The 14,192-nt window shown below is 59.1% G+C and carries 17 protein-coding genes; 16 read left to right on the forward strand and 1 reads right to left on the reverse strand.

Annotation, left to right across the window (positions count from 1 at the left end; translation table 11 throughout):
- Window positions 1–10 precede the first annotated feature (10 nt).
- The 4 genes from yajC to ACF6ZU_RS17875 all read left to right on the forward strand — a co-directional run bounded on the left by yajC (window position 11) and on the right by ACF6ZU_RS17875 (window position 3,871).
- Window positions 11–346 carry a preprotein translocase subunit YajC gene (gene yajC / locus ACF6ZU_RS17860; protein WP_007982729.1) on the forward strand — a complete coding sequence of 112 codons (336 nt, stop codon included), beginning with the start codon at window positions 11–13 and terminating at the stop codon, window positions 344–346.
- Window positions 347–409: 63 nt separating this feature from the next.
- Window positions 410–2,278 (forward strand): protein translocase subunit SecD, encoded by a 1,869-nt coding sequence (gene secD / locus ACF6ZU_RS17865; protein ID WP_392885575.1) that lies wholly within the window; start codon window positions 410–412, stop codon window positions 2,276–2,278.
- A gap of 9 nt (window positions 2,279–2,287) precedes the next feature.
- A complete protein-coding gene (gene secF / locus ACF6ZU_RS17870) occupies window positions 2,288–3,202 on the forward strand; it encodes a protein translocase subunit SecF (RefSeq protein WP_392885576.1) in 915 nt (304 codons plus the stop codon).
- Between the two features lie 120 nt (window positions 3,203–3,322).
- Entirely contained in the window at window positions 3,323–3,871 is a 549-nt protein-coding gene (locus ACF6ZU_RS17875; RefSeq protein WP_392885577.1) for a glycine zipper 2TM domain-containing protein, read from the forward strand.
- Window positions 3,872–4,136: 265 nt separating this feature from the next.
- Here ACF6ZU_RS17875 and suhB read toward each other — a convergent pair whose 3' ends face one another.
- Window positions 4,137–4,955, reverse strand: a complete 819-nt coding sequence (suhB, locus tag ACF6ZU_RS17880; RefSeq protein WP_008014726.1) for an inositol-phosphate phosphatase — start codon at window positions 4,953–4,955, stop codon at window positions 4,137–4,139.
- A gap of 147 nt (window positions 4,956–5,102) precedes the next feature.
- Between suhB and trmJ the strand changes: the two genes are divergently transcribed.
- The 12 genes from trmJ (at window position 5,103) to rlmN (ending at window position 14,191) form a co-directional block, all read left to right on the forward strand.
- On the forward strand, window positions 5,103–5,873 hold the full coding sequence (trmJ, locus tag ACF6ZU_RS17885) for a tRNA (cytosine(32)/uridine(32)-2'-O)-methyltransferase TrmJ (RefSeq protein WP_392885580.1): 771 nt from the start codon (window positions 5,103–5,105) through the stop codon (window positions 5,871–5,873).
- Window positions 5,874–5,875: 2 nt separating this feature from the next.
- Window positions 5,876–6,652: a serine O-acetyltransferase gene (gene cysE, locus ACF6ZU_RS17890; RefSeq protein WP_392885582.1), complete on the forward strand. Its 777-nt coding sequence runs from the start codon at window positions 5,876–5,878 to the stop codon at window positions 6,650–6,652.
- Between the two features lie 264 nt (window positions 6,653–6,916).
- Entirely contained in the window at window positions 6,917–7,408 is a 492-nt protein-coding gene (gene iscR / locus ACF6ZU_RS17895) for a Fe-S cluster assembly transcriptional regulator IscR (protein ID WP_008042436.1), read from the forward strand.
- Window positions 7,409–7,458: 50 nt separating this feature from the next.
- Window positions 7,459–8,673: an IscS subfamily cysteine desulfurase gene (locus ACF6ZU_RS17900; RefSeq protein WP_392885584.1), complete on the forward strand. Its 1,215-nt coding sequence runs from the start codon at window positions 7,459–7,461 to the stop codon at window positions 8,671–8,673.
- Window positions 8,674–8,758: 85 nt separating this feature from the next.
- Window positions 8,759–9,145 (forward strand): Fe-S cluster assembly scaffold IscU, encoded by a 387-nt coding sequence (iscU, locus tag ACF6ZU_RS17905; protein WP_003443374.1) that lies wholly within the window; start codon window positions 8,759–8,761, stop codon window positions 9,143–9,145.
- A 34-nt stretch (window positions 9,146–9,179) separates the two neighbouring features.
- On the forward strand, window positions 9,180–9,503 hold the full coding sequence (iscA, locus tag ACF6ZU_RS17910) for an iron-sulfur cluster assembly protein IscA (RefSeq protein WP_392885589.1): 324 nt from the start codon (window positions 9,180–9,182) through the stop codon (window positions 9,501–9,503).
- An 8-nt stretch (window positions 9,504–9,511) separates the two neighbouring features.
- The gene (gene hscB / locus ACF6ZU_RS17915) at window positions 9,512–10,033 is read left to right on the forward strand and encodes a co-chaperone HscB (RefSeq protein ID WP_392893845.1); all 522 of its coding nucleotides are present in this window, start codon (window positions 9,512–9,514) and stop codon (window positions 10,031–10,033) included.
- Window positions 10,034–10,084: 51 nt separating this feature from the next.
- Window positions 10,085–11,950 carry a Fe-S protein assembly chaperone HscA gene (hscA, locus tag ACF6ZU_RS17920; RefSeq protein WP_392885591.1) on the forward strand — a complete coding sequence of 622 codons (1,866 nt, stop codon included), beginning with the start codon at window positions 10,085–10,087 and terminating at the stop codon, window positions 11,948–11,950.
- Window positions 11,950–12,291: an ISC system 2Fe-2S type ferredoxin gene (gene fdx / locus ACF6ZU_RS17925; protein ID WP_192302617.1), complete on the forward strand. Its 342-nt coding sequence runs from the start codon at window positions 11,950–11,952 to the stop codon at window positions 12,289–12,291. Before hscA ends, fdx begins: the two co-directional genes overlap by 1 nt.
- 14 nt (window positions 12,292–12,305) lie before the next feature.
- Window positions 12,306–12,506 carry a Fe-S cluster assembly protein IscX gene (iscX, locus tag ACF6ZU_RS17930; RefSeq protein ID WP_392885594.1) on the forward strand — a complete coding sequence of 67 codons (201 nt, stop codon included), beginning with the start codon at window positions 12,306–12,308 and terminating at the stop codon, window positions 12,504–12,506.
- Window positions 12,507–12,594: 88 nt separating this feature from the next.
- Window positions 12,595–13,020, forward strand: a complete 426-nt coding sequence (ndk, locus tag ACF6ZU_RS17935; RefSeq protein ID WP_007916882.1) for a nucleoside-diphosphate kinase — start codon at window positions 12,595–12,597, stop codon at window positions 13,018–13,020.
- A gap of 28 nt (window positions 13,021–13,048) precedes the next feature.
- Entirely contained in the window at window positions 13,049–14,191 is a 1,143-nt protein-coding gene (gene rlmN / locus ACF6ZU_RS17940) for a 23S rRNA (adenine(2503)-C(2))-methyltransferase RlmN (protein ID WP_392885597.1), read from the forward strand.
- The last annotated feature ends 1 nt before the right edge of the window (window position 14,192 follow it).

Genomic DNA, 14,192 nt, shown 5'->3' on the forward strand with positions numbered 1-14,192 from the left:
GGAGTGCTAAATGAGCTTTTTTATCTCTAACGCCATGGCTGACGCTGCTGCACCTGCTGCAGGCCCAATGGGCGGCGGCTTTGAGTGGATTTTCCTGGTCGGTTTCCTGGTCATCTTCTACCTGATGATCTGGCGTCCACAGGCCAAGCGCGCCAAAGAGCAGAAGAACCTGCTGAGCAGCCTGCAAAAAGGCGACGAAGTTGTGACCACCGGCGGCATCGCCGGCAAGATCACTAAAGTGGCTGACGATTTCGTGGTTCTGGAAGTTTCCGACACCGTCGAAATGAAGTTCCAGAAAGGCGCCATTGCCGCCACGCTGCCAAAAGGCACGCTGAAAGCGATCTAAGTTTCAACTTCTACTCAATCGACGGGGCGCGCAAGGCGCCCCGCGTCATAAGCGGGCGGCGTGATGCTGAACAAATACCCTCTGTGGAAATACATTCTGATCCTGGCGGTGCTGGCGATCGGTCTGATTTATTCCGCTCCCAATCTATATCCTGATGACCCGGCCATTCAGGTCAGCGGTGCAAGCACTGCGCTGCAAGTCAATCAGGCTGATCTGGACCGTGTGAGCGCTGCGCTCAAGGCGTCCGGGATCAACGTCAAGGCGGCTACGCTGGCGGCTAACGGCAAGGGCGGTCTGATTCGCCTGGTCAAGGCTGAAGATCAGCTGCCGGCCAAAGACGTCGTGCGCAAGGCATTGGGTGATGACTACGTCGTTGCACTGAACCTGGCGCAAACCACCCCGCAATGGCTGCGCAGCCTGGGCGCGCACCCGATGAAGCTGGGTCTGGACTTGTCCGGTGGTGTGCACTTCCTGCTGGAAGTGGACATGGACAAAGCCCTCGACGCACGCTTGAAAGTGTACGAAGGCGATGTGAAGAGCCTGTTGCGCAAAGAGAAACTGCGTTATCGCAGCCTGCCGCAACTGGGCGGTGCCATTCAGCTGGGCTTCTCCGATGAAGCGACCCGCGAACAGGCCCGTGCTCTGGTCCGCAAGAACTTCAACGATTTCGACATTGTTCCGGCTGACCTGAACGGCCAACCGGTACTGCGTCTGGCGATGACCCCAGCCAAGCTGGCGGAAATCCGCGAATACTCCATCAAGCAGAACTTGACCACGGTACGTAACCGCGTCAACGAGCTGGGTGTTGCCGAACCGATCGTCCAGCGTCAGGGCGCCAACCGCATCGTGGTTGAGCTGCCGGGCGTGCAGGACACCGCAGAAGCCAAGCGTATCCTCGGCAAGACGGCCAACCTCGAGTTCCGTCTGGCTGCTGAGCCGGGTGCTTCGAAAGCCACTTCCGAAACCTTCGAGTTCCGTGAAGGCAATCGTCCGCCGGCACAGATCGAACGTGGCCTGATCATCACCGGTGACCAGGTAACTGACGCCAAGGCTGGCTTCGGCGAGCACGGCACGCCAGAAGTGAACATCCGTCTGGATGGCCACGGTGGCGAGCTGATGAGCCGCGCAACCCGTTCGAACGTCGGTCGCAGCATGGCGGTGATCTTCATCGAACAGCGTCCGATCACCACCTACACCAAGCAAGTGGTCGATGGTGTCGAGAAAGACGTGGCGGTGCAGTCGTTCAAGGAAGAGAAGAAGATCATCAGCCTGGCGACCATCCAGTCGCCGCTGGGGGCTCAATTCCGTATCACTGGCCTGAACGGCCAGGGCGAATCGTCCGAGCTGGCGCTGCTGTTGCGTGCCGGTGGTCTGGCGGCGCCGATGTACTTCGCTGAAGAGCGCACCATTGGCCCGAGCCTGGGTGCGGACAACATCACCAAAGGTATCGATGCTTCGCTGTGGGGCATGCTGTTCGTCTCGCTGTTCATCATCGCCATCTACCGCTTCTTCGGCATCATCGCCACGGTCGCGCTGGGTGTGAACATGGTGCTGCTGCTGGCCCTGATGTCGCTGCTGGGTGCCACGCTGACCCTGCCGGGTATCGCCGGTATCGTGTTGACCATGGGTATGGCGGTCGACGCCAACGTTCTGATCTTCTCGCGGATTCGTGAAGAGATCGCGGCGGGCATGACCGTGCAACGGGCGATCAACGAAGGTTTCGGTCGCGCATTCACAGCGATTCTCGACGCCAACCTGACCACCTTGCTGGTGGGCGGGATCCTGTTTGCCATGGGTACAGGTCCGGTCAAAGGCTTCGCAGTGACCATGTCCCTCGGGGTTTTGACTTCGATGTTCACGGCCATCATGGTCACCCGCGCGATGGTCAACTTGATCTTCGGCGGTCGTGACTTCAAGAAGTTGTGGATTTAAGGGGCTGCCATGTTACGTACAATCAACTTCATGGGCGTTCGCAACTTCGCGTTCGGCGTCACATTGTTCCTTACCGCACTGGCCATCTTCAGTGTCTTCCACAAGGGCATGAACTGGGGCCTGGACTTCACCGGCGGTACGCTCATCGAGCTGACCTACGAGCGTCCGGCTGACGTGACCAAGGTGCGTGAGCAGCTGGTTTCGTCCGGCTACCACGAAGCCATCGTGCAGAGCTTCGGTGCTACCACAGATCTGCTGGTGCGTATGCCAGGCGAAGACCCGCAACTGGGTCACCAGGTCGCGGAAGCCCTGCTGAAAGTCGGCGGCGACAACCCGGCGACGGTCAAGCGCGTTGAGTTCGTTGGCCCGCAGGTCGGTGAAGAACTGCGCGACCAGGGCGGCCTCGGCATGCTGATGGCGCTGGGCGGCATCCTGATCTACCTGGCGTTCCGCTTTCAGTGGAAATTCGCTGTCGGTGCGATCGTTTCGCTGATCCACGACGTGATCGTGACCATCGGTATCCTGTCGTTCTTCCAGATCACCTTCGACCTGACGGTGCTGGCGGCGGTACTGGCGATCATCGGTTACTCGCTCAACGACACCATTGTGGTATTCGACCGGGTTCGTGAGAACTTCCGCGTACTGCGCAAGGCCAACCTGATCGAGAACATCAACATCTCGACCACGCAAACCCTGTTGCGGACCATCGCGACATCGGTGTCGACCTTGCTGGCCATCGCGGCGCTGCTGTTCTTCGGTGGCGACAACCTGTACGGCTTCTCCCTGGCGCTGCTGGTGGGGGTTCTGGCCGGTACCTACTCGTCGATCTACATCGCGAACGTGGTGCTGATCTGGCTGAACCTGAACAGCGAGGATTTGATTCCTCCTGCGGCCAGCGAGAAGGAAGTCGACGACCGTCCATAACGGCCATCGCTCTTCCAGCTGTCAGCCCGAAAAGGCGCGAGTTGAACTCGCGCCTTTTTTTGTGCTCCAAGGCTGGGAGAAGCGCGGGCGTGTCCCGCATGTGATGGTCAGGAGGTTCATGTGAACAAGTCGTTGCTGGTTGGTGCGGTATTGGGTGCTGTCGGTGTAACTGCCGGGGGTGCTGTTGCCACCTACAGCCTGGTTAAAAGCGGCCCTGAGTATGCGCAAGTTCTAGCCGTTGAACCGGTCAAGACACAAATCAAGACGCCACGTGAAGTGTGCAAGGATGTAGCGGTAACCCGGCAAGCGCCGGTGAAAGATCAGCACCAGATCGCCGGTACGGTGGTGGGTGCACTGGCAGGCGGTCTGCTGGGTAACCAGATCGGCGGCGGCACCGGCAAGAAAATTGCCACGGTCGCGGGCGCGGTCGGTGGCGGATACGCCGGTAACAAGGTTCAGGAAGGCATGCAGGAGCGTGACACCTACACCACGACCCAGACTCGCTGTAACACCGTGAATGACATCAGCGACAAGGTAGTGGGCTACGACGTCCGTTATTCGCTGGACGGCAAGGAAGGCAAGGTCCGGATGGATCGCGATCCGGGCAACCAGATTCCGGTGGATAAGGAAGGCAAGTTGATCCTGTCGCAGAATGAACAGGCGCATTGATGAGCTGATTGTCTGTCGCTGAAAAAGAAGCACCCTTCGGGGTGCTTTTTTTTTGCCCAGAATTTGAGCGTCGCTGCCTACCCACTGTAGGAGCGAGCTTGCTCGCGATGGTCGCCAGCGATAACGAGTGCTTGCTGGTTGAATGCGGTGCCCTCGGGTTTTTCGCGAGCAAGCTCGCTCCTACGGTGGGGCGGCGGTGATGGCAGAACGGATTTCCAGGCATAAAAAAGCACCCCGAAGGGTGCTTTTTTCTGTCGCTGGAAGCTTAGCGCTTCAGCGAGGCCGGCAGGTGCGGCTGGATCGCCGTCAGCACTGCCTTGAAGCACTTGGTGTTGCCGGCAACGATGTGGCCTTTCTCAAGGAAATCGTGACCGCCGGTGAAGTCGCTCACCAAACCGCCAGCTTCCTGGATCAGCAGGGCGCCTGCAGCCATGTCCCACTCGGACAGGCCCGACTCCCAGAACGCGTCGAAACGGCCGGCAGCCACGTAGGCCAGGTCCAGGCTCGCCGAGCCAGCGCGGCGGATGCCGGCAGTCTGGCCAACCAGGGCGCGGAACATGCCCAGGTAATTGTCGAGGTTGTCCATCTGGTCGTCACGGAACGGGAAACCGGTACCCAGCAGGGCGCCGTCCAGGCTGGTGCGGCCGCTGACGCGCAGGCGACGACCGTTCAGTTGAGCGCCGCGACCACGGCTGGCGGTGAATTCTTCCTGGCGAACCGGGTCCAGAACAACAGCGTGTTCCAGGCGACCGCGGTATTTGCAGGCAATGCTGACAGCGAAGTGAGGAATGCCGCGCAGGAAGTTGGTGGTGCCGTCCAGCGGATCGATGATCCACAGGTATTCTTCACCTTCGATCCCGGTGCCGGCGTGCATGCCGGTTTCTTCACCCATGATCGAGTGGTTCGGGTAAGCCTTGCGCAGCGCGTCGATGATTTTCTGTTCAGCGGCGCGGTCCACCTCGGATACGTAATCCTTGGCGTCTTTTTCGTCGACCTTGATGGTATCCAGGCGCTCGATGGAGCGGAAGATCAATTCACTGGCGCTGCGGGCGGCGCGCAGCGCGATATTCAGCATGGGCTGCATGGATGTGTCACCTAAGGTTGTTAAAGAAAGCCGGGCATTCTATCAGAACTTTTCTACAGGTGAAGGTCAGTGTTCGCTTTCATAGCTTAACGGTAGGTTGAGCTGTAAGATTCTGCTCCCGATTATTGTGTCCGAGAGCGCCTTCCTGTGCTGCAAAACATTCGTGTCGTCCTGGTCAATACCAGCCACCCCGGCAATATCGGCGGGGCTGCGCGTGCCATGAAGAACATGGGCCTGTCGCGGCTGGTGCTGGTCGAACCGCGGTTGTTCCCGCACCACGAGGCCGATGCCCGTGCATCCGGCGCCGGGGACATCCTTGAAAACGCGCAAGTCGTCGCCACCTTGGAAGATGCCTTGGTCGGCTGCAATCTGGTGCTCGGCACCAGCGCCCGTGACCGGCGCATCCCCTGGCCGCTGCTCGATCCCCGCGAATGCGGGACGAAAGTGGTCGAGGAAGCCGGGCAGGGCGCCGAAATCGCCCTGGTATTTGGTCGTGAAGATTCCGGCCTGACCAATGAAGAGCTGCAGCGATGTCATTATCACGTGCACATCCCATCAGACCCTGAGTTCAGTTCGCTGAACCTTGGGGCGGCGGTGCAGGTGTTGAGCTATGAAGTGCGCATGGCCTGGCTCGCGGCCCAGGGCCAGCCGAGCAAGGTCGAGAAGGAAGAAGTGGCCTCGGTCAAAAGCGCTGAGCTGGCGACCATGGATGAACTGGAGCGGTTCTATGAGCACCTGGAGCAAACCCTGGTGGCCATCGAATTCCTCGACCCGGAAAAGCCACGGCACTTGATGGCGCGCCTGCGCCGGTTGTACGGACGAAGCTCGGTCAGCCGGGCGGAAATGAATATATTGCGTGGCATCCTCACGGAAACCCAGAAAGCGGCCCGTGGTGAGCTTCTTAAGCGGAAGGATTAATGATGTTCGAGCGTTTGCGTGAAGATATCCAGAGTGTTTTCCATCGTGACCCGGCGGCGCGTAACGCTTTTGAAGTTCTGACGTGCTACCCGGGCATGCACGCCATCTGGATTCACCGGCTGTCGGCGGCCCTGTGGCGCGCCGAGCTGAAATGGCTGGCGCGGCTGGTGTCGAACTTCGGTCGCTGGTTGACCGGGATCGAGATCCATCCGGGTGCCAAGGTCGGGCGTCGGTTCTTTATTGACCATGGCATGGGCATTGTCATCGGTGAAACCGCCGAGATCGGCAACGATGTCACCCTTTATCAAGGCGTGACGCTGGGCGGTACCAGCTGGAACAAAGGCAAGCGTCACCCGACGCTGGAAGATGGCGTGGTGGTGGGCGCGGGAGCCAAGGTGCTCGGTCCGTTCACCGTGGGTGCGGGGGCCAAGGTCGGCTCCAATGCCGTGGTGACCAAGGCTGTACCGGCCGGGGCGACCGTGGTGGGCATTCCGGGGCGGATCATCGTCAAGTCCGATGAAGAGCAGGACGCCAAGCGCAAGGCCATGGCCGAGAAGATCGGTTTCGATGCTTATGGTGTGGGCGAAGACATGCCCGATCCGGTGGCGCGCGCTATTAATCAGTTGCTGGATCACTTGCAGGCAGTCGATGGGCGCCTGGAGGGGATGTGCGGGGCGTTGACGGAGCTGGGCAGCAATTACTGTGCGAAAGATCTGCCTGAGCTGCGCGAAGAAGATTTCGCCTGTGTGAAGGACAAGGATCAGAGCCAGGCCAGCTAAACCGAGTCGACCTTATCGCGAGCAGGCTCGCTCCCACAGGGATTCCGGTGTTCACATAATCTGTGTTTCACCCGAAAACTTGTGGGAGCGAGCCTGCTCGCGATGAACGATAACTCGGTACCGCTGGCTGTAACCGCCCAGCCTTTGCTATGATGCGGCCGCTCTTTTGCGGGTAAACCCGACTAATGTACTAGGTCTTATAGTTGACTTAAATACTCGGGAATTGCATACTCGCCCCAATTCCGAACTCCGTGGTAATTGTCCATGCGACTGACTACAAAAGGCCGATACGCCGTGACCGCCATGCTTGATCTGGCGTTGCACGCGCAGCACGGGCCCGTGTCCCTGGCCGATATCTCCGAGCGCCAAGGCATTTCCCTGTCCTACCTCGAACAGCTCTTCGCCAAATTGCGCCGCAGCAATCTGGTGTCCAGCGTCCGTGGCCCGGGCGGCGGCTACCAGCTGTCCCGCGACATGCAGGGCATCCAGGTCGCCCAGGTGATCGATGCGGTAAACGAATCGGTCGATGCCACCAAGTGCCAGGGCCAGGGCGATTGCCATCAAGGCGACACCTGCCTGACTCACCACTTGTGGTGCGACTTGAGCCTGCAGATCCACGAATTTCTGAGCGGTATCAGCTTGGCTGATCTTGTCACTCGCCGTGAGGTACAAGAAGTAGCCCAGCGTCAGGACCAGCGTCGTTGCAACAGCAAGACGCCACGCCTGGACAAGATTGAAGCGTCCGCCGTCGAATGACAGCCAAAGAGCTAGCGGCACGCCAGCCAGCCTGATTTAGGAGATAGTCCATGAAATTGCCGATTTACCTTGATTACTCTGCGACCACCCCGGTTGATCCGCGTGTTGCGCAAAAAATGAGTGAATGCCTGCTGGTCGACGGAAACTTCGGTAACCCGGCGTCCCGTTCCCACGTATTCGGCTGGAAAGCTGAAGAGTCCGTCGAAAACGCCCGTCGTCAGGTCGCTGACCTGGTCAACGCCGATCCGCGTGAAATCGTCTGGACCTCCGGTGCCACTGAATCCGACAACCTGGCAATCAAGGGTGCGGCGCATTTCTATGCGACCAAGGGTAAACACCTGATCACCACCAAGATTGAGCACAAGGCTGTCCTCGACACCATGCGCCAACTGGAGCGTGAAGGCTTCGAAGTCACCTACATCGAGCCTCGCACTGATGGCCTGGTGACTCCGGAAATGATCGAAGCCGAGCTGCGTGACGACACCATCCTGGTGTCGGTCATGCACGTGAACAACGAAATCGGCACCATCAACGACATCGCTGCCATCGGCGAACTGACCCGTTCCAAAGGGATCCTGTTCCACGTCGACGCCGCTCAGTCCACTGGCAAGGTCGAGATCGACCTGCAGAAGCTGAAAGTCGACATGATGTCGTTCTCCGCCCACAAAACCTACGGTCCTAAAGGCATCGGCGCGCTGTACGTCAGCCGCAAGCCGCGTGTGCGCATCGAGGCGACCATGCACGGCGGCGGTCACGAGCGCGGCATGCGTTCCGGCACCCTGGCGACCCACCAGATCGTCGGCATGGGCGAAGCCTTCCGCGTAGCCAAGGAAGACATGGCTGCCGAGAATATCCGCATCAAAGCCCTGAGCGACCGCTTCTTCAAGCAGGTCGAAGACCTCGAAGAGCTGTACGTCAACGGCAGCCTGACCGCCCGCGTTCCGCACAACCTGAACCTGAGCTTCAACTACGTTGAAGGCGAGTCGCTGATCATGGCGCTCAAGGATCTGGCGGTTTCGTCCGGTTCGGCCTGCACCTCGGCTTCGCTGGAGCCTTCGTACGTACTGCGCGCCCTGGGCCGCAACGACGAACTGGCACACAGCTCGATCCGCTTCACCTTCGGCCGTTTCACCACCGAAGAAGAAATCGACTACGCCGCGCAGAAAGTCTGCGAGGCCGTTACCAAGCTGCGCGCTCTGTCGCCGCTGTGGGACATGTACAAAGACGGTGTCGACATTTCGAAAATCGAGTGGGCGGCACACTGATTTCAAGTCGCCGCGAACCGGCCCTGTCGAACTCCGGTTCCCAGGGCTTTAAGAGCGACTCTCTGATGAGTGAGGATTAAGAATCATGGCTTACAGCGAAAAGGTCATCGACCACTACGAAAACCCGCGCAACGTCGGCAAGATGGACGCGGAAGACCCGGATGTCGGCACCGGCATGGTCGGCGCTCCGGCGTGCGGCGACGTGATGCGTCTGCAGATCAAGGTTAACGAGCAAGGCATCATCGAAGACGCCAAGTTCAAGACCTACGGCTGCGGTTCGGCTATCGCCTCCAGCTCCCTGGCGACCGAGTGGATGAAAGGCAAGACTCTGGATGAAGCAGAGACCATCAAAAACACTCAGCTGGCCGAAGAGCTGGCCCTGCCGCCAGTGAAAATTCACTGCTCCGTACTCGCAGAAGACGCTATCAAAGCGGCCGTTCGCGACTACAAGCAGAAGAAAGGCTTGATCTGATCTTCAAGATTTTGCGACGAGTAAGGAGTCACCGATGGCTATCAGCATGACAGAAGCGGCTGCTCGACACGTGCGACGCTCCCTCGATGGGCGCGGCAAAGGTGAAGGGATTCGTCTGGGTGTTCGCACCACAGGCTGTTCCGGCCTTGCCTATGTGCTGGAGTTTGTCGACGAGGTGGTCGATGAGGATCAGGTGTTCGAGAGTCACGGCGAGAAAGTGATCATCGACCCGAAAAGCCTGGCCTACCTGGACGGCACCGAGCTCGATTTCGTCAAGGAAGGGTTGAACGAAGGCTTCAAGTTCAACAACCCCAACGTACGCGGTGAATGTGGCTGCGGCGAAAGCTTCAACATCTGAGGCTTCTTGTGGGTACTCCTTGTCATTTCGCTTTATTTGAGCTGCAACCGAGTTTCAATCTGGACCTCGACCAGCTGGCTACGCGCTACCGTGAGTTGGCGCGTAGTGTTCATCCGGACCGTTTTGCGGACGCTTCCGAGCGCGAGCAACGGTTGGCGCTAGAGCAATCCGCGAGCCTTAACGAGGCCTACCAGACGCTCAAAAGTCCCCCGAAGCGCGCGCGTTACCTGCTCGCCCTGAAAGGTGGCGAGCTGCCGCTGGAGGTCACGGTGCATGATCCGGAGTTTCTCCTGCAGCAGATGGAGCTGCGCGAGGAGCTCGAAGACCTGCAGGACAGCGCTGACCTGGCCGGTGTTGCGGTATTCAAGCGTCGCCTGAAAAACGCGCAGGATGAGCTGAACCAAAGCTTCGCAGCCTGTTGGGATGATGCAGCGCAACGTGAGCGGGCCGAACGCCTGATGCGGCGCATGCAGTTCCTCGACAAGCTCACCTACGAAGTGCGCCAGTTAGAAGAGCGCCTCGACGATTAACCCAGTGCCGCTCCGGTCGCACGCCTGATATACAGATAAGTCCTGATTACGATGGCCCTACTGCAGATCGCCGAACCCGGCCAAAGTCCTCAACCGCACCAGCGTCGTCTGGCTGTGGGGATCGACTTGGGCACTACCAATTCGCTGGTCGCTGCATTGCGCAGTGGTCTTTCCGAGCCTCTGGCCGACGCTGACGGGCAGGTCATCCTGCCGTCCGCGGTGCGCTACCACGCCGATCGCGTAGAAGTCGGCGAGTCGGCGAAGCTGGCCGCCGCCACCGATCCCTTGAATACCGTGCTGTCGGTCAAGCGCTTGATGGGTCGTGGTCTGTCCGACGTCAAGCAACTGGGCGAGCAACTGCCATACCGCTTTGTCGGTGGCGAGTCGCACATGCCGTTCATCGACACCATTCAGGGGCCGAAAAGCCCGGTCGAAGTCTCCGCCGATATCCTCAAGGTGCTGCGTCAGCGCGCCGAGGCTACATTGGGCGGCGAGCTGGTGGGCGCGGTGATCACCGTTCCGGCCTATTTCGACGACGCTCAGCGTCAAGCCACCAAGGACGCGGCCAAACTGGCCGGCCTCAACGTGCTGCGTTTGCTCAATGAGCCGACCGCCGCTGCCGTGGCTTACGGTCTGGATCAACACGCTGAAGGCCTGGTCGCGATTTATGACCTGGGCGGCGGCACTTTCGATATTTCGATTCTGCGCCTGACCGGCGGTGTCTTCGAAGTGCTGGCCACCGGCGGCGACAGCGCCCTGGGCGGCGATGATTTCGATCACGCGATTGCCGGCTGGATCATCGAGAGCGCCGGTTTGTCCGCCGACCTCGATCCGGGTGCGCAACGCCATCTGCTGCAAACCGCGTGTGCGGCCAAGGAAGCGCTGACCAACAGTGCATCCGTTGAAGTGGCCTATGGCGACTGGAAAGCCGATCTGACCCGTGAAGCCTTCAACGCGCTGATCGAGCCGATGGTTGCCCGCAGCCTCAAAGCCTGCCGTCGTGCGGTGCGTGATTCCGGCGTCGAGCTGGAAGACGTTCACGCCGTGGTCATGGTTGGCGGTTCGACCCGAGTACCTCGTGTTCGCGAAGCTGTCGCTGAAGCCTTCGGTCGCCAGCCGCTGACCGAAATCGACCCGGATCAAGTGGTGGCCATCGGTGCTGCGATCCAGGCCGACACATTGGCCGGCAACAAACGCGATGGCGGCGAACTGCTGTTGCTCGACGTGATTCCGTTGTCCCTGGGGCTGGAAACCATGGGCGGCCTGATGGAGAAGGTGATTCCGCGTAACACCACCATCCCCGTCGCTCGCGCCCAGGACTTCACGACCTACAAGGATGGCCAGTCGGCCATGGCGATCCACGTGTTGCAGGGCGAGCGCGAGCTGATCAGCGACTGCCGCTCCCTGGCGCGTTTCGAATTGCGCGGCATTCCGGCGATGGTCGCCGGTGCTGCGAAGATCCGCGTGACCTTTCAGGTCGACGCCGACGGTCTGCTCAGCGTCTCGGCCCGTGAGTTGGGTTCGGGCGTTGAAGCAAGCATTCAGGTCAAGCCGTCCTACGGCCTGACCGACGGCGAAATCGCCAAGATGCTCAAGGATTCGTTCCAGCATGCCAATGACGACAAGGTTGCCCGCGTACTGCGTGAGCAGCAGGTCGATGCCCAGCGCCTGATCGAGGCGGTGCAAGGCGCCCTCGAAGTTGACGGCGAGCGTTTGCTCGACGCCGAAGAGCGCATGGTCATTGAATTGCAGATGCAGGAACTGGCTGAACTGATGAAAGGTACCGATGGTTACGCCATCGAGCAGCAGACCAAGCGTCTGTCGCAAGTGACCGACGCCTTTGCTGCCCGGCGCATGGATTTGACGGTGAAAGCCGCTCTGTCGGGGCGCAATCTGAATGAAATCGAGGATATCTGATGCCGCAGGTCATTTTTCTGCCTCACGAGAAGTTTTGCCCGGAAGGCATGGTGGTCGAGGCTGAGCCCGGTACATCGATTCTCGAACTGGCTCATGAGCACCACATCGAGATGGAAAGTGCCTGTGGCGGCGTCTGCGCCTGTACCACCTGTCACTGCATCGTGCGCGAAGGGTTTGATTCGCTGGAAGAAGCGGACGAACTGGAAGAAGATTTCCTCGATCGTGCCTGGGGTCTTGAGGCGCAGTCGCGTCTGGCCTGCCAGGCAATCGTCGGGACTGAAGACCTGACGGTCGAAATTCCGAAGTACTCGCTCAACCACGCAGCCGAAGCGCCGCACTGATTCAAGGAATTGTCATGCGTCTCAAGTGGACTGATGTGCTGGAAATCGCTATCCAGCTGGCTGAAAGCAAGCCTGAAGTTGACCCAATGTCGGTCAACTTCGTCGATCTGCGTAAATGGGTGATGGAATTGCCCGAGTTCGACGACAAGCCTGAGCATTGTGGCGAAAAGATCCTCGAGGCCATTCAGGCCCACTGGATCGAAGAACGCGACTGAGCCACGCTGCAGGTTAGGCAATACCCAAGAACCCGCGTATAATTCGCGGGTTTAATTTTTCACAAATTACCGTTTCTGGAGTTACACCATGGCTGTTCAACGTACTTTCTCCATCATCAAGCCTGACGCTGTTGCTAAAAACGTCATCGGCGAGATCACCACTCGTTTCGAAAAAGCAGGCCTGCGCGTTGTAGCTTCGAAACTGAAGCAACTGTCCAAAGCTGAAGCTGAAGGCTTCTACGCTGAGCACAGCGCTCGTGGTTTCTTCGGCGACCTGGTTGCTTTCATGATCTCCGGTCCTGTTGTTGTTCAGGTTCTGGAAGGCGAAAACGCTATCGCTCTGAACCGTGAGCTGATGGGCGCTACCAACCCTAAAGAAGCTGCTGCCGGCACCATCCGTGCTGACTTCGCTGACTCCATCGATGCCAACGCTGTACACGGTTCGGACTCCGAAGCCGCTGCTGCTCGCGAAATCTCGTACTTCTTCGCAGCTACTGAAGTAACCACTCGCTAAGCATTGGCTTAAGAGTGAAGGTGAATCCATGACTACATCGACTGTAAAAACCAACCTGCTGGGTCTGACTCAACAGGAAATGGAAAAATTCTTCGACTCAATCGGGGAGAAGCGTTTCCGTGCCGGTCAGGTAATGAAATGGATTCACCACCTTGGCGTCGATGATTTCGACGCCATGACGAACGTCAGCAAAGCCTTGCGCGACAAGCTCAAGGCGATTGCTGAAGTTCGCGGTCCTGAAGTGGTCAGCGAGGACATTTCCACCGACGGCACCCGTAAGTGGGTGGTGCGCGTGGCGTCCGGCAGCTGCGTCGAGACCGTCTACATTCCCCAGGGCAAACGCGGCACGCTGTGCGTTTCGTCCCAGGCAGGCTGTGCCCTGGATTGCAGCTTCTGCTCCACCGGCAAGCAAGGTTTCAACAGCAACCTCACCGCCGCCGAAGTCATCGGTCAGGTGTGGATTGCCAATAAATCGTTCGGCAGCATCCCGGCGACCGCCGACCGTGCCATTACCAACGTGGTGATGATGGGCATGGGCGAGCCGCTGCTGAACTTCGACAACGTCGTTGCGGCCATGCACTTGATGATGGACGACCTGGGTTACGGCATTTCCAAGCGCCGTGTGACCCTGTCTACCTCCGGCGTGGTGCCGATGATCGATGAGCTGTCCAAGCACATCGACGTCTCCCTGGCGTTGTCCCTGCACGCACCGAATGACGCATTGCGTAACCAATTGGTGCCGATCAACAAGAAATATCCGCTTAAGATGCTGCTCGAGTCGTGTCAGCGTTACATGTCGTCCCTGGGCGAAAAGCGCGTGCTGACCATCGAGTACACCTTGCTCAAGGACATCAACGACAAGGTTGAACACGCCGTCGAGATGATCGAGCTGCTCAAGAACATCCCGTGCAAGATCAACCTGATTCCGTTCAACCCGTTCCCGCATTCCGGTTACGAGCGTCCGAGCAATAACGCGATTCGCCGTTTCCAGGATCAGCTTCATCATGCCGGCTTCAATGTCACTGTGCGCACCACCCGCGGTGAAGACATCGATGCCGCGTGTGGCCAATTGGTAGGGCAGGTGCTGGATCGCACCCGTCGCAGTGAACGTTATATCGCCGTGCGCGAGTTGAGCGCCGAGAACGATATGGCTTCGAACGCTGCGAAATAAT

It is taken from the genome of Pseudomonas migulae (assembly GCF_043225285.1).
Lineage (GTDB): Bacteria > Pseudomonadota > Gammaproteobacteria > Pseudomonadales > Pseudomonadaceae > Aquipseudomonas > Aquipseudomonas migulae_C.